Annotated in this window: 10 protein-coding genes, 1 pseudogene and 1 riboswitch; of the genes and pseudogenes, 8 read left to right on the plus strand and 3 right to left on the minus strand. The window is 38.4% G+C overall.

Translation table 11 applies throughout. From position 1 onward, the window contains the following. Positions 1 to 77: 77 nt before the first annotated feature. Positions 78 to 175, plus strand: a riboswitch (SAM riboswitch). Positions 176 to 248: 73 nt separating this feature from the next. The 7 genes from CZ382_RS18030 to CZ382_RS18060 all read left to right on the plus strand — a co-directional run bounded on the left by CZ382_RS18030 (position 249) and on the right by CZ382_RS18060 (position 8,247). Continuing rightward, positions 249 to 1,370: a 5-methyltetrahydropteroyltriglutamate--homocysteine S-methyltransferase gene (locus CZ382_RS18030; protein ID WP_088052565.1), complete on the plus strand. Its 1,122-nt coding sequence runs from the start codon at positions 249 to 251 to the stop codon at positions 1,368 to 1,370. Positions 1,371 to 1,853: 483 nt separating this feature from the next. Then, the gene (locus tag CZ382_RS18035) at positions 1,854 to 2,729 is read left to right on the plus strand and encodes an Abi family protein (protein ID WP_088052566.1); all 876 of its coding nucleotides are present in this window, start codon (positions 1,854 to 1,856) and stop codon (positions 2,727 to 2,729) included. Between the two features lie 500 nt (positions 2,730 to 3,229). Beyond that, on the plus strand, positions 3,230 to 5,194 hold the full coding sequence (locus CZ382_RS18040; protein ID WP_088052567.1) for a BglG family transcription antiterminator: 1,965 nt from the start codon (positions 3,230 to 3,232) through the stop codon (positions 5,192 to 5,194). A gap of 15 nt (positions 5,195 to 5,209) precedes the next feature. Then, a complete protein-coding gene (locus CZ382_RS18045) occupies positions 5,210 to 5,671 on the plus strand; it encodes a PTS sugar transporter subunit IIA (protein ID WP_088052568.1) in 462 nt (153 codons plus the stop codon). A 15-nt stretch (positions 5,672 to 5,686) separates the two neighbouring features. Further along, a complete protein-coding gene (locus CZ382_RS18050) occupies positions 5,687 to 5,992 on the plus strand; it encodes a PTS fructose transporter subunit IIB (RefSeq protein WP_088052569.1) in 306 nt (101 codons plus the stop codon). A 15-nt stretch (positions 5,993 to 6,007) separates the two neighbouring features. Continuing rightward, a complete protein-coding gene (locus tag CZ382_RS18055; RefSeq protein ID WP_088052570.1) occupies positions 6,008 to 7,021 on the plus strand; it encodes a PTS fructose transporter subunit IIC in 1,014 nt (337 codons plus the stop codon). Positions 7,022 to 7,056: 35 nt separating this feature from the next. Then, positions 7,057 to 8,247, plus strand: coding sequence for a MalY/PatB family protein (locus tag CZ382_RS18060; RefSeq protein WP_088052571.1), 1,191 nt, complete (start codon positions 7,057 to 7,059; stop codon positions 8,245 to 8,247). A gap of 331 nt (positions 8,248 to 8,578) precedes the next feature. Here CZ382_RS18060 and CZ382_RS18065 read toward each other — a convergent pair whose 3' ends face one another. After that, positions 8,579 to 11,236 (minus strand): M14 family zinc carboxypeptidase, encoded by a 2,658-nt coding sequence (locus CZ382_RS18065; protein ID WP_088052572.1) that lies wholly within the window; start codon positions 11,234 to 11,236, stop codon positions 8,579 to 8,581. Positions 11,237 to 11,868: 632 nt separating this feature from the next. Here CZ382_RS18065 and CZ382_RS18070 point away from each other — a divergent pair. Beyond that, a complete protein-coding gene (locus CZ382_RS18070) occupies positions 11,869 to 15,762 on the plus strand; it encodes a beta-N-acetylglucosaminidase domain-containing protein (RefSeq protein WP_088052573.1) in 3,894 nt (1,297 codons plus the stop codon). A 48-nt stretch (positions 15,763 to 15,810) separates the two neighbouring features. Here CZ382_RS18070 and CZ382_RS24885 read toward each other — a convergent pair. Further along, positions 15,811 to 15,960: pseudogene (locus CZ382_RS24885) on the minus strand (glycerate kinase); the annotation flags it as partial. A 168-nt stretch (positions 15,961 to 16,128) separates the two neighbouring features. Further along, the gene (locus CZ382_RS24890; RefSeq protein WP_088052574.1) at positions 16,129 to 16,260 is read right to left on the minus strand and encodes a zinc ribbon-containing protein; all 132 of its coding nucleotides are present in this window, start codon (positions 16,258 to 16,260) and stop codon (positions 16,129 to 16,131) included. Positions 16,261 to 16,780 lie beyond the last annotated feature (520 nt).

Raw genomic sequence — 16,780 nt, forward strand, 5'->3', positions numbered from 1 at the left:
CTGTTTGAAAAATTAAATTCTTTCCCTTGACTAAATCCTATTATAAAGCTAAAATTAGACAACAACTACATATTCATTTCTTATCCAGAGAGGTGGAGGGACTGGCCCATTGAAGCCTCAGCAACGGACATTTGTACTGTGCTAATTCCAGAAGCGTAAAGCTTGAAGATAAGAAGAGCTGCCTATGAATTCTCAACCTCTTCTTATTTAGGAAGGGGTTATTTATATTTTAAAAGGAGTTGGAAGAAATGACGAAAATAGCGACAAAAGCACCGTTCCGAGCAGATGTTGTTGGAAGTTTTCTACGTCCTCAGGTACTTAAGGAAGCAAGGGATAACTATCAACAGGGAAAGATTTCTAGGGAAGATTTACGTTCAATAGAAGATGTAGAAATTGCTAAGCTAGTAGAGAAACAGAAGGAAGCAGGTCTCCAGGCAGTTACGGATGGGGAATTCCGGAGAAAATATTGGCATGCCGATTTCATTGGAGGCATTGAAGGAATTCGTACATTTGAAGTGGAGGTACCTGGTTTCTTTCAAGGAGAAATGAAAACTTTAACATCCTATACCGTAGAATCTGCATTAAGATTCCCTAAAGATCACCCATTTTTGGAAGACTTCCGTTATTTAAAGAGCATTGCAGGAGAACACTTAGCCAAAATAACGATTCCCGGTCCCAACATGATTTTCCATTCCGGTGTTGTGAGTAGCCAACCGTATCTGGATAATCCATCATACCCGACACTTGCAGCTGTGGCAAAAGATATTGCGAAGGTGTATCAAGATGCAATTCAAGCCTTTTATAATGCAGGCTGTCGTTATTTACAATTCGATGATACAAGCTGGGGAGCTTTTCTAGGTCAGAAATTCCGTGAGAAAATCGAAGCAAACGGGTGGAATATTCATGAGTTAATGAAAATGTTTGCCGACATAACGATTGAGGCGCTCGCCAACAAACCAGAAGATATGGTTATCACACTCCATGTTTGCCGAGGCAATTTCAAATCTTCGTGGTTATATGAAGGGGATTATGAAGCAATTTCCAAGCAATTATTTTCACGTGTTCCGGTAGACGCTTTCTTTTTGGAATTTGACGATGAACGTTCCGGTGATTTCACACCGCTCCGATATATTCAACATCAAAAGGTTGTTTTAGGGTTGATTACTTCTAAAGCAGCGGAATTGGAAGATCCGGAAAAGATAAAAGAGCGGGTGGCCCAAGCGACGGAATATGTCGATCTTGATCAGCTTTGCCTCAGTCCCCAATGTGGATTTGCTTCGACTGAAGAGGGAAATCTTATTACGGAAGAGGAGCAGTGGGCGAAGGTACGTCATGTTGTGGAACTTGCACGTGAAATTTGGGATGTATAATTTTGAGCTATGGTGTCAGACCCCACTACTTTTGCTGAGTAGTGGGGTCTGTTGAATTTGAAGAGAAAAAGGTTGAGCTAGATGATGCTGTACAGTGAGAGTGGGAAGAAATGACTAGTTTATGGAATTGTTGTATTTAGTCTAACTGTAGAACGTTTCTAGAACATATCTCACCTCATCATATGTAAAGGTATGGTATAAAGTTTATAGCTCGCGGCGAATTAAGTTCAATTGGCCTTTTTCTACTCGACTAACTGGGAATTTAGTTGAGTAAGTTGCGGATGACGTTTTTCCAATTAAACGTTGTTAGGCCTTATTCATTCAAGCAGTAAAACCATGAAAAACCAGTCAATGTAAAGAATAAATTGGTTAGCGCCCATTGACATTAACCCGTATATAAGCTATATTAAAGCTAACAGAACCCACCACGCCTCTGACTTAAGCGGACCACGGTGGGTCTTTTGACTTTTAGGGGGAAATTAGATGGAAAAAGATAGCCCTATAAAAATGCCCACTACATTTTCCGAACAAATTGAATTATTAAAGTCGAGGAATCTGAATATTGAGGATGCTGAATTTGCAGAAAGGGCCTTAAAGCGAATTAATTATTATAGACTATCCGCATATATGCTAACCCTTAAAACAGATAATGAGTTTATTGAAGGGGCAACCTTTAAGCAATTATTAACGATATATGAGGTAGATCGCAAATTAAGACAATTATTAATGGAGACTTTGGAGAATATTGAAATTGCATTCAGAACACATATTGCTTATCTGATAGCTCATAAATACGGTACACTTGGCTATGAAAATCAAGCAAATTTCTTAGATGAAACTTGGCATGCCCAGTTTCTTTCTGAACTTGAAAGAGCTTTTGCTGCAAGAAGAAAAAGTGAATTATTCATCGAACATCACTACCACAAATACTCTGGTAAATTTCCAATTTGGGTAGCAACAGAAGTCACTTCTTTTGGCACGCTATCGAAGTTATATAAGAACTTGAAAGTAAATGATAAAAAAGAAATCGCCAAAACCTATTATAACGTACCATATACATATATTGAAAGTTGGCTACGAACCTTATCAAATGTTAGAAATGCATGTGCCCACTTTGGTAGGTTATATAATAAGGATCTTACTTTTAGACCAATGCTATTTAATAATGAAAAGAAGCTCATAAGTAATAAAAAGGTCTTTGCTGCAATTTATGTTGCAAAAAGATTACTGACAAAACAGGAGGTTGATCGTTTACTAACAGCACTAGAAGCCTTAATCGATGAGTACGAAGAACAAATAGATCTATCTTGCCTCGGTTTTAAAAGTAACTGGAAGCAGTTGCTCAGAGGCCGGAAGTGATAGTATGAATGGTGGTACATTCAGCTATGATATCGCAAGGAGAAAATTCGACGTTTATGCTCGTTACGTAAGCGTCAAATAATCCCCATCTAATAATTTTACAGGTGGGGATTATTTGACGCTTACATTTAAAAAGTTGTTTATAGTCAGTATAAATCCTATTTACATCACATTCATCTGCTTTCCCCTGGGTTCCTTCTTGTTTTAAATCAGAAACAGCAATAATTCTAGCCTTCTAATTATTGCGGCATCAGCCAATATGTGTACTGGGCAAAGGTAAGAAATCAGAACGAGGAGCTCCTTAACAAATCCATTTACCTCCTTTACCCAGTATGATTTTATATATATGAATCAAAAATATAATCCTTCGCTTCCTATCTCCGTTTTTAAAAGTACTCAGCAAAAATTTCCGGACAAGTCATTTCCTCTACCTAGGGGAAAAACTCTCCCTGTGAAACTTTCGACCCATTAATTAAAATTAACGTAAGGGGGTATAAAAATTGTCTTTATATTTATCCGACAGAATGGAAGAAATTATTAAAATACTCTCTTCAACAAATGGTTTCACCACAAGCAGGAAAATTGCTGAAAAACTGGGGGTGACATCAAGAACAATACGAGAAGATATCAAGATAATTAATGGCAAAATAAATGGTTTCCAAACAAAAATCATATCCAAAAAAAGTAAAGGCTATAAAATTATTGCCGAGTCCCACGAACAGCTCTTTGAATTGCTGCATGAGGTTGATTCAGAAAATCTTCTGTTCGATGTCAATTCCGTCACACCTGAGGATAGGGTGCGATTTATTATGAAAAAGCTTTTATATTCCAATGAAAGCATAAAGATAGAATCATTTATGGAAGAATTATATGTAAGCGATTCAACAATTAAAAATGATCTTATAAAAGTGAAAGAAGTTTTAAAGAAATACAACATCAAAATTGTTAAAGACAACAATGGAATGCGAGCTAAAGGAAATGAGGTAAATAAACGATTTTGCATTTCTGATTACTTCATCTATAGTGAGGAAATCGACAATCGTTTAATCATTAAACTTGTCAATAGTTTTGGCTATCATTTCTCTGATGATGATATCAATAGAGTAAAAGAAATCATTCTTCAAGAATTAAGCGAAAATGATATCGAAATCACAGATGATACATTAAACAAAATCGCTATCCATATAATCATTGCCATTGGAAGGATTAAAAGCGGCCAACCTGTCAGCACCCTCAGCAACATGAATTATCTTAAAAATGAAAGTGAGTACGGAATAGCAAAAAAGATTAACAAATCGATTGAATCCTTGTACAAAATTGCGTTTCCTGAGCAGGAAACAGCCTATACCACCCTGCATTTAGTTGGTAATCGACTAGGTCAAAAAGGAAAAACTCCGGTGCCTGATATAAAGTTGTTTTTAGGCGACGATATCTTCCAATTATCGGTGGATATCATTGAACAAACCAGAATTGGCTTGAAAGGAGTGAATATCAGCGAGGATGAGGAACTGATTTACAGTCTCGGTTTACATCTGAAGCAATTGGTAACGAGACTTACTTTTAATATGAATATCAGGAACCCGTTGGTTGACGAAATAAAAATCAAATATCCCCTGGCTTTTGAAACAGGAGTCATTGCAGCCCACTGTGTAGAGAAAGAAACAGGTTTTCGTGTGAATGAGAATGAAATCGGTTTTTTAGCTTTGCATTTTGGCGCGGCGATTGAAAGGCAACGGTTAAAGCCAACATCCAAGAAAAAGATCGCATTGGTATGTGCCTCAGGTATGGCAACATCGGAACTGCTGCTGACGAAGTTATCTCATGCTTTGGATAACAGCTATAACCTTATCGGCGCTTATGCCCTGCATCAGCTGGAGGAACTTTTAAAACAAAATCCCGATCTTATTCTGACGACTGTAACAATTGAAAAAGAACTCGATATACCTGTTGTTCATGTTCCCTCCATTTTAGATGACAACGATGTATCAGCAATCCAAAGGTCCTTGGAAAAAGTCCATGATAATAAGAAAATCATTAGTCAGTTTTTCAGTAAAGAATTATTTTTTCCAGGTTTAAAAATGAAGACAAAAGAGGAAACACTGGCATTTCTGACGAGAGCAATGATACAGCAGGGGTATATAGACTCAAGAATCGAAAAGTCCATCATGGAACGTGAGCGGATCGCTTCAACCTCTATTGGAAACATGGTTGCGATTCCACATCCGTTGAATACGGTCTCCAACCAATCTTTCATATGTACAGCAATATTGGATAGGCCATTAAAATGGTCTGACAATGAAGAGGTTGAATTGGTCATGATCATCCTGTTGGAAAAAAGATTGCAGGAAAAGTTTCAAGAGATTTTCGCATCATTGTATGAGATTATCCAGTCATCCGAAAATGTCCAGAGCTTGTGCAAGAAAAGAAATTTTGATGAATTTCTGGAATTCATTGACTCAATTTAGTAAGGAGAATCATCTATGAATTATTCAGAATTAATAAATGAACATCTGATTGACCTAAATGTTAAGGCGAAAACTAAAGAAGATGCATTAAGAGAAGTTGCTAATATCGCTTTTAATGCCGGCCGTGTGGAAAGTGCAGAAGCCTATTTGAATGGAATGATGGAAAGAGAAAACACATCAACAACCGGATTCGGTGGAAGGATTGCGATTCCGCATGCCAAAATTGATGAAGTTATCAAACCTACCATCAGTGTAGTAAAGCTAGAAGAAGCCGTAGATTGGCAGGCAATGGATGATAGGCCTGTACAGTTATTGATTGCATTGGCTGTCCCGACGAAGCAGGAAGGAACCGTTCATCTGCAATTATTGGCAAAGTTATCTGAGAACCTCATGGAAGATGAATTCACAGGTGCCTTACTGTCAGCTGATACAGAAAATGAAATATATCAAACAATCACTAGTATTTTCAACGAATAAAGGAGAGATTGAATCATGAACATTATAGCAGTAACAGCATGCCCAGCTGGAGTGGCTCATACGTATATGGCCAAAAAAGGATTAGAAAAAGCGGCTAAGAAATTTGGACATAAAATCAAAGTAGAAACCCAAGGATCAATGGGAATTGAAAATGAAATCAAAACGAAAGATCTGGAAAAAGCCGATTTAGTCATTTTAGCAGTCGATACAAAAATTGAAAAAGCAAACAGGTTTGATAATAAAACTATACACGAAGTTCCCGTTGCAGCAGCAGTCAAAAATGCGGCAAAGGTAATTGAGGACGCGGTAGCTAAACTATAAGATATTGGAGTGAAAATGATGTGGAACGAAGCAAAAAAACATCTGATGACAGGCGTTTCTTACATGATTCCTATCGTCGTTGCAGGTGGTATATTACTTTCACTGGGAGTAATCATTGGCGAAGAAACTTCGGTAGGTGAACAATTCGTTAACTATGGGGTATGGACTTTAGGGTTGATGGTCCCCATGATCGCCGGTTATATTTCCTATTCCATTGCTGATAGACCAGGTATCGCCGTTGGTTTAGCAAGTGGTGTATTTGCAGCTGAACTGGGTACTGGCTATATTGGTGGTATTTTAGTCGGTTTCTTTGCAGGCTGGATCACGAACCTATTAAAAAAAATACCGATGCATCCAAATATTGCCGTTATCAAACCTATCATGGTCATACCTGTACTCGGTATTGGAGCATCCGCCATTTTCATGTGGCTGATATCCATACCATTAGCACCAGCAATGACAGGTCTGGAAAATTGGCTGAATTCCTTAGACGGCAATAATCTGTTAATCTTAGGATTCATTATTGGTGCCATGATGGCATTCGATATGGGTGGTCCAGTAAATAAAATAGCTTTGGCATTCTGTTATGCTACACTTTCTGAAGGAATCTACGCCCCGATGGCAGCATGCTGGATTGGTATTATGGCAGCGCCACTGGGATTATCTTTAGCAACACTGATTTTCCCTAAAAAATTCTCTAAATCAGAGAAGGGTAACGCGATTCCAGCAGCATTAATGGGCTCATTGGGAATTACGGAAGGGGCTATTCCCTATGCTGTCGCTACACCATTAAAAGTCATTCCAGTCATTACAATCGGGTCCGGAATTGGCGGAGGCCTTGCATTAATGTTGGGGGCAGAATCCCCAATCCCTGCTGCAATCGGAATCTGGGGTTTGCCATTTGTTAACGGTCCATTTATGCTGTTAATCGGACTTCTTGTCGCTGTCGTTATTATTGCAATTACAGTTGGATTTTTACGTAAAGAGAGTGACGTAGATGATTCAGAAGATGCGGAATTATCATTTTAATAAATAAAACCCATCATTCCAAGGGAGGTGTTTCCTTGCGTATAAATTTTGATAAAGTAATTAATAGAAAAGAAACTTATTGCACGCAGTGGGATTTTACCGAAGACCGCTTTGGCAAAAGTGATGTTCTCCCATTTTCCATATCGGATATGGATTTCCAAAGCCCGCCAGAAATATTACGAGCAATTGCCGAGCATGTGAAACACGGAATATTTGGGTATACGAGATGGAATCATGATGCATATAAGTCAGCCATTGCACATTGGTACAAATCACGTTTTTCAACGGATATATCCGATGAGTGGATTGTTTACAGTCCGAGTGTCATTTATTCCATTTCTACGTTAATCGTAATTTTAACAAACGAAACAGACCAGGTCATTTTACAGACTCCCGGCTACGATGCCTTTTTCAAACAGCTATCCGCATCGGGCAGAGAAATGGTCCAAAACCCATTGATCTATAAAAATAGTTCTTATTCAATCGATTTTGATTTATTGGAAAGGCAGTTATCCAACCCAAAAGCGAAAATTCTGCTTTTCTGCAACCCGCATAATCCGACTGGTAGGGTATGGAGTCATCGGGAATTACAAAATATCGTGGATTTGTGTGAGAAGCATCATGTAAAAATCATTTCTGATGATATTCATATGGATATTGTCTATCAAAACCACAGATATACACCGATTACGGACATAACTGGCAATCCGGATAATGTATTTATCTGCACATCTGCTAGTAAAACATTTAATACACCAAGTTTGGGCGGTTCCTATGCATTCATTCCTGATGAAAAGGTGAGAGATCAGTTTTTGGCAATTATGAAGCAACGGGATGGCTTATCAAGTGCAACGATATTTGGAGTACTTTCCATTATTGAAGGGTACAATCATGCTGCCTATTGGGTAGATGAACTAGTTGCTTACTTATATGACAATATGAAGCTTGTATCTTCTTTCATACAGGAAGAGCTTCCGAATATGACATTTAAGATTCCAGAGTCTACTTATCTTGCTTGGATTGATTGCTCTAAACTGCATCCATCGGACGATGAAATTCAGGATTTTTTGGTGAATATCGGTAATGTGGGCATTATGTCAGGCGGTGTTTATCATGTAAGCGAGGGGAAATTCCTGCGCATGAATCTTGGCTGTCCACGAGATAAATTGGTGGATGGATTGGAAAGATTGAAGAAATCTGTTCAGAAAATAGAATTGTTGCTTTAATTATAGTTTGATCAAAATACCCCAAATCAACATTTACTAGGGAGAAAACGGGAATTTTGCCTTCTTGTCATCAGGCTTTTATGGTTTTCTGCCTTAAGCAAGACTTGATGGCAGTTCCCTTTTTTTTCCATCACCTAATAAGCCAGCTTTTATTGAAGGGGAGTTTTTAAAACGATTACTTCTTCGATTTCTATGAATAGTGATCAAACTGGTGAGCATAAAACGAAGGGGATATCAGGACTTTGTTTCCAGCTAACAAACATAGAAAAATAGCAGGGAATATATTTTTAAAATACCCCGCTATTTTTTTCAATTTCTGATGATATAAGAACTACGAAGCTATTCCAGTCTCTTTCGTTTCCCACCTATCAATCAAATCATCCGCGTAAAAAGTCAGAATCTCAAACGTTCTTCTCGAAATCAGTTCATTTTCCTTCTGGTGGTTAAGCAGCTGCTTAAAGCCATTTAGATGTTTAACAACCTTTTCACTGCTTCCTTGCTTTTCGAATTGCCCTATAGCGGCCAAATGAATGTTTAGAGCATGGGCAGCTGGTTCACTTTTAATTGCTTCCGCGTCTTTAAAATGCTGAACAAGTGCCTTTATATCATCTGCTCCTTCCACTTTGGTGACAGCTTGCTCGTAAACTGCATTGGAAAATAGCCTGTACAGGTGGTCTGAGTAGTTGCGGAATCCTGCCCGTAACCCTACTAAGAGAACATTCTTTGCGTTATCTTTAACTATAACGGCTTTGCCAGCGGCTTGTTCGTGGTCTTTCCAAAAACCGGCCTTGAAAAAGTCTTCATTTGCAAAGGAAGCTACAATTGTCTCATCGTCAATGTCTGTGTACCAGACGGGATCATAAACGAAGCCTGTTCCATTTGCGGAATAACCAGCCGTCAGTAAATTATCTTTATTGTATTGGACATGGACAATCGCATTGCTGTAACTGCTGTCTGATCCTTGGATACTAACATCCGTTAACTCTAATGTTTTGGCGACCTCGGCAGCACCTTTGCCAACCGCAACATATTTGCCTCGGCTTGAAACGAATTCGTTCATATTTTGTTTAAAATCATCATATTGACCTTTATTTTTTAAAGAGTCCAGCAATTTTTTTGAGCCGCTGTAAACAAGGACATCGATATCAGATAAGCCTTCTTCTGCCACGGAATCAGGTGTGATTTTTGTAACCTTAAACCCGAGCCTTTCAAGCGCAAGTTTCGCACCGCCTTCTTCCAGGACAGCGATGTTCAAGTTCAGCAATGGCTTGGCACTTTCCGGAAGTTGGCTTGTTTCTACGCGAAGGCCGGACTTTTTAACAGCTTTCCGTAAAATATTTCCCTTTTGATTTTTTACATAGAAATTACCTTCGTCCCCTTGATAAACGGTTATATCCTGCTGAAGTAAATCATTTATAAGCGCTATTGCCTGTACAGAACTGTTTGGAATTAGGTAAGGTCCTTTGCCAGATAGTTCTCCTTCGTGTGAAATATGTTTTACACTTTTGGTATTGGTAACTTTTTCGTCTACACCTATTGCGTCAAATCCCCATAAGTCAGGTAAGCCTGAAACTGCGATGTCATACATAGAAGCCGTTATGTCACTTACATCTTCCCCTTCCCATAGCATCATGTTAGCCATTCCCGCTTTGGGCTGGTTCATATTAACGATGAAGGTGCCTGCATCATATTCTTCTCCGCCTGCAGTAAACGGTTCCCTGGCCTGCTCAACTTTTACACCGTTTTTCAGTAAATGATTAACAGCCTTTATCGTAACGGTAGGATCAGTTTCGTCTACTGGCAGCAGATACGTTTCCGGGTACAAATCTTCATCATCTCCAGGGTGTATAAAATTAACACCGCGCTTAAATATCTCAATCTGGTCGTACAGCATTCCAGCTTTATTCTCTGCCGCAAATTTTAGTGCGCCCATGACAGCGTTAACGTGCCACGTAACCCCATCTTCTGTATTATTTGGTGCTTCAAGTGTATAACTGTACGTACCGTTATACATGGCATATTGCGTTGTGAAAATGGGCGGGTATCCATCCCAGCCGGATTCCATATCACGGTATGGAATAGTAACCTGATCCAGATTTTTATAGTAATCAGATTCATAGTCTTCCTTATTTGAAATCACTTCATCTTCCATTGCAATTGCATGATCCAGTGCCCATTTAATGAATAAGTCAAACTCATAATTTGGGTTATAAGGATCTGTCGTCGGTTCAATCAAATTGACATATCCGTGCAGATCCATAAAGACCATTGGATTCCATCTCGTCATTAAATTAACTAAGGCTTTCGCTTCGGGTTGTGTCTGAACTAGGAAATCCCGATTTATATCCAATCCATTACTATTTTGTCTTGTGCCGTTAATCCGTCCATCAGGATTTGACACAACATTGAAAACTAATATGGTGTTGCTTAAAATGTCTTCTGCCACTTGATCATCTGCAAAGGCAAAATACTCCACTAACTGCAATACGGCATCGGTTCCAACATACTCATCGCCATGTATCGAGCCGTTCATTAAAATTGGTACTTTGAAATCAGGATGGTTTTCAATCCATTCCTGTGCCTCAGCAGGATTTTCAATCATCTTCTTTTTAATAGTTTTCCAATTTCCATACCTGCCATTACCTAAACTTGGATCACTAATAGTCACGGAATAGAGGTTATGCCCTCCCGCAGATTTGCCAATAACGTTGACTTGGACCCGATTACTGTTGTTTTCTATCTCACGTAATATTTCGGGGATTTCACGATATGGCGTATGTTCATAATCCTCATCGTTGGCCAATAACTTGGCATTGAAATTTAGCAGCTGATGTGGAAATTCGTTAAAAGGTATTCGATCATAGTCCTCGTTATTCGTTTGAAATGTTTCATGCTGGGCAAATGCCTGGTTGTCCATGTTGTCCGGACTGAGAAGGCCAATTAAAACCATAAGCAGAAAAAAGAGACCGCTACGCAGTACGATTCGCACAAATATCTCCTCCTTGAGTTTGCTGAATTTATCTAAAATAAACTCTATTACTAGTAATTATAGGAACTAGATTTATATAGTTCAATGATAAATATGAAAATTTAAAATTTTGGTAATGAAGGAGTGTCCCAATAGTCATGCTTTTGTACAGGAACGGGAATTTAGACTCAAGACTGGCGAGATACTTCCGTGTGTATTTATTACTGTTTTTTGAATCCGTTTTCATTTACTATTGACTTCAAAAGGTGTAGTGATAGAATATAATTGTTGGAATATTGGAACACATGTTACTGATGCGATCAGGCATGGTGATAATTGAAATGGATTAAAGGAACTTAACCCATTGTTTATCACCATGCCTTTTATTTTTCCGAATTTGACAAACCTCTATTGAAATTACAGGCTAAAACTATTAGGAAAAGCGGGTGTCAACAGCCATATGCTTAACTGCCCACCTATGGGAAGATAAATAACCTTCGCTGCATGAACTTTGAATTTAGTGCTCCATACTCCAACAAATAGCAAGATAATCTACTGTTTTGCAAATCAAGGAGGTGTAAATGAAACCGTTATCAAGCAAGTTTTTCTAATTACCTACTTATATAAAGGCAGGAAAGGAAGGGATAAAGAATATGAAAAAACGATTATTGTTCTGTTTAATGATTATCACTACCATGGTATTTAGCACAGTCTCAAGTGTGTTCGTGCCAGTTGCAAGTGCAGCAGGTAAAAGCCCTGCAAAGGATTACGAAATTTATCCGATTCCCCATAGCATTGAGTATGGTAAGGGCATGACTTCCCTAAGGAAAGGGGTTCAAGTTATTTATGACGATACAATTGATGACGTTACAAAAAGAAAAGTTGAAAAAGTATTTACGAATAATGGTTTAGAGGCACCAACTGTTGTTACAGAACCATCAAAGGATAAAATTAATTTGCTTATTGGCACAAAAGGTTCAAATGGTCCAGTTGACAAATTTGCAGTTAAACATGTTGACAGTCAAGGAATGGATTTTGACCAAATAGATGCCTACCAATTAGAAATTAAAGACAACAACATTACGATTTTAGGAAAGGATACGGATGCAAGCTTTTACGGCTTAGTTACACTAGAGGCAATCCTCGCACAAAGTCCGCAAAAAGTAATTCGCAATTTGAGTATTGAAGATTTTGCGAATACGGAAATTAGAGGTTTTATTGAAGGGTACTATGGGATTCCCTGGAGCAATGAAGATCGAATATCCCTAATGAAATTTGGTGGCAACTATAAAATGAATTCATATATATTTGCACCAAAGGATGATCCTTACCATAGGGAAAAGTGGGATAAATTATATCCCGAGGAAGAGTTAGCAGGGATACAAAAAATGGCACAAGTCGGGAATGAAACAAAAACGCGTTTTGTTTGGACGATCTCCCCATTGGGTGAAGTGGCTGACCTTGCACGAAGGGAAGGCGAAGATGCAGCCATGGCGGTCCTTGATGAAAATACAGAAAAACTTCTTGCAAAGTTTGAACAATTATACGATGCGGGTGTGCGCCAATTCGGTGTATTGGGTGACGATGTTGGAAGCCTGCCACTTGATTATGTCGTCCAATTAATGAATTCTGTTTCGGAATGGGCAGAGGAAAAGGGGGATGTGTATGACCTTGTCTATTGTCCAGCGAGCTATAACTCTGGATGGGCCTGGAATCCGGAAGAGTTAAATGCATATGAAGAAGGGTTTGACGAGGATATTAAGATCTTCTGGACGGGATCAACTACTTGTGCGCCAGTTGTCCAAAGTACAATTGATGTATTTAAAAATAAAAGTAATAATGGAGTGGAAAGAAGAGACCCGCTATTTTGGCTGAACTGGCCGGTAAACGATGTGGATATGTCAAGGGTCTTCCTTGGTAAAGGAGAAATGCTTCAGCCCGGCATCGAAAATCTTGCTGGTGTTGTGACAAATCCAATGCAAGAAGCTGAGGCATCAAAAATTGCTCTTTTCGCCATCGCAGACTACACATGGAACACCGTTGACTTTAATCCGCAAAAAAGCTGGGATGACAGCTTTAAGTATATTGAATCAGATGCTGCAGAAGAATTGCATGAACTAGCCAAACACATGTCTGATGCGGACCCTGATGGTTTAGAACTGGCTGAAAGTGAAAATATTAAAGAATTATTAAATTCGATAACGGAAAAAGTGAATAATGGGGAGTCATTAGACGAAATTGCCCAAGAAGCAATTGCCGAATTCCAAAAAATAGCTGACGCAGCAAATGGATTTTTAGCGAAAACAAAGAACGATAAACTAAGAGAAGAACTGGCACCATTTGTCAAAGCGTTGCGTGATATGGTGCTGGCAAATATTGAATTTATGAAGACAGCTCTTGCAATTGAAGAAGGAGATAAAGAAGAAGCATGGAACACGGTTTCAAAAGCATCGTCGCTACGGAAGCAAAGCTTGAATTACGACAGGCCATTATTAAAAGGAACAATGAAGGCAAAGCCTGCCCAAAAGAGGCTACAGCCGTTCACGGATAACTTGGAGAAGAAAGTCTTCCAAAATATTGAAAAACTTTTGGGTGTAGATGTAAAACAATCTAAAGCTAGCATGTTTACTAATGTAGATGATTATAAAGAACTGTCTGTAACGGAGGAGCCTGCCGTTACATCGATTGATACTAAAGCTGAAGTGGAATTGGACAGAAATGAGTATATTGGGTTAAAACTAAGCCGGATAAAGGATCTGTCCAACATTGAGGCAACGATAAAGGATGGACTATCCATACAGACCTCAGTAAACGGAATAGAATGGGAAACAGTCAAAGATTTAAACAGACCTTCTGATGCTAGATATGTTAGATTGATAAACAAAACATCCGATACTATTCATTTTACGTTAGATACATTTAAGGTTGCATCTAACGAGGTAAAACCGAAAACAGTGGAGGGTAGAAATGTGAAGCTTTATAAGTCCTCTCCATTAAATGTTTTAGACGGTGACTTATCAACACATACTTGGTTTGGAGAAGCCCAAACGAAAGGGCAGTTTATTACGTATAATCTAGGACAAAAAATAAACCTTGAAAGCTTAAAAGTTTATGTTAAAGAGGATGAGCATGACTTCCCGCGTCATGCAGTTATTGAATCTTCACTGGATGGTAAGGAATGGCATACGGCGATGACTCTCGGAAATCAAGATGGTCCGAATAAGGGAGAAGAGAGTGATAAAGACCGTATTGAGGATATTTTTAATAAAATTGAAGGCACCTATCGTACAAAGGAAGTAAAGGATATTGACCAAGAGGCTAGATTTTTACGATTTAAAGTAACTCGAACGAAACAGGGAACAGGCAACTGGCTTCGAATGCAGGAAATTCAAATTAATGATGGCGAGTTTTTACCGGAATTCAATGGCCCGACAATAGAGGATAAAAATGTGGAGCTTCACAAATCATCATTACCATTAAATGTTTTAGACGGTGATTTATCAACATATACCTGGTTTGCAAAACGACAAACGAAAGGGCAGTTTATTACGTATAATCTAGGACAAAAAATTAACCTTGATCGCTTAAAAGTTTATGTTAAAGAGGATGAGCATGACTTCCCGCGTCATGCAGTTATTGAATCGTCACTGGATGGCAAGGAATGGCATACGGCGATGACTCTCGGAAATCAAGATGGTCCGAATAAGGGAGAAGAGAGCGATGAAGACCGTATTGAGGACATTTTTAATAAACTTGAAGACACCTATCGTACAAAAGAAGTAAAAGATATCGATCAAGAGGCTAGATTTTTACGATTTAAAGTAACTCGAACGAAACAAGGAACAGGCAATTGGCTTAGAATGCAAGAAATTCAAATTAACGGCGATGAGTTTTTACGGGAAGTTAATGATCCAACAATAACAACAACTTCAGTCGTTAATATAGGAAACAGCATTGGCAATATCGCTGATGGAAAACTTAACACCAAGTTCAAGCCTGCCGATGGAAAAGCTGGTGAGGTACTATATCATGTTGGTGAAGCAGGAACAAGCGTAACCAGCATCACACTTATGGAAGACCCATCTAATGTTTCCAATAGCAAGGTTTCGGTTCGAACATTAAATGGCTGGAAAGAACTTGGAACTGTAGACTCAGGGTATACATTCTTTGATACAACGAACATTGATTCCATTTTAGATTTGAAAATTGAATGGGAAGATGAAAATGCACCTGCACTTTATGAGGTTAAAATTGACAAGGTGGAGGACAGTGGAAATGTTGAATCGACGATCATGACAATGACATCATTGGTGAAGCAATACGCGGAAGATGGCAAAATTGAAAATGATCGCGATGTACGTTTGCTGCAAACACATTTGATTTCAATCGATCACTTTGTGAAGGAGGGTGTATTAGAAAAAGCAGTTAAACACATGAATGGATTTAAACAATTGGTTAACAACTACCAGGAAAATGGCCAAATGGATAAGGGAGCTGCAACAACATTGATAAAACATGCCGATAACCTTATCAAAAAATGGCAATAGAATTGTAGCAGGAATCCCTCTGATAGCTTGTTGGGGGGGAGTTCTGCTTTATTGGTGTTTAAAACTATTATAGTTGTGTTTAAAAACTACACTAGCAAAATGTTGGAGGCTATCATCAAGTTGTTTTACAATGTTTTTTGATGCTCCTTTTAGGGGAGTGAGGACATATGCTGCTCCTTCTTTTCCGTGAAGATAATTATTAACATGGCAGCCACTTTAAATGTACATTCTTTATATTTTTATTTTGGCAGAGGCTCTAAAGCATTACCGCAGGTTCCATATTTTGTTGTTGATCATTTGATGTTAGATAAAATATTTGATTTGATAGTGATGAAAATTCAATTGATACTTTATAAACCTCTAGATCTATCTGAATTCTGTCCCATCACACTTGGGACATGGTGGTAAATGGTCTGAGTTATCATCAGGATGAACAGTTTCTCCACAATTTTTGCATTGATTAGTTCCAATACCTGGTTTTTCACCTGTAGTTGGCATAAATATCACCTCCTTTTCTAACTATATTCGATATTAATCATGCAAATTCCTGTTAATTTTGTAGGAACTTTTTATTAATGTCGAAAATTGGTTACTGTTACAGTAGGAGATGTCATTATTGTACTAAAACGGTATAATGAGATTTTCAAAAAATATTGATTACGGCCACCGAAACACTATACCGCCCCTTATCCAACTGTTGAGTATTGCCATTGAAATGATCCACTAATGACATAATTTAGTGCGGCTACCATTGAAATATCCGGGGCTTTTGACTTATTACTTAAAATACAGTGAACGGTTTTTACACGGAGAAGTGGTTATGGTAGGCTTTCTTGCTAGGCAAGCTTATAGCTGCCTTTTTTGTCTAAAGCCATAAACATCGACTCCGTTTCAAGACCTCATACATAAAAAGCAAATTCACTACAATGTTAATAAACTCCGGATTTATTGGGTAAATTTGGTTTATGAATGAATGGATCTAAAACATGGCAAAGGTGGATCGCAAGGATCCGAATAT

Origin of the sequence: Virgibacillus dakarensis (genome assembly GCF_900155625.1) — a bacterium.
Classification (GTDB): Bacteria; Bacillota; Bacilli; order Bacillales; family Amphibacillaceae; genus Lentibacillus_C; species Lentibacillus_C populi.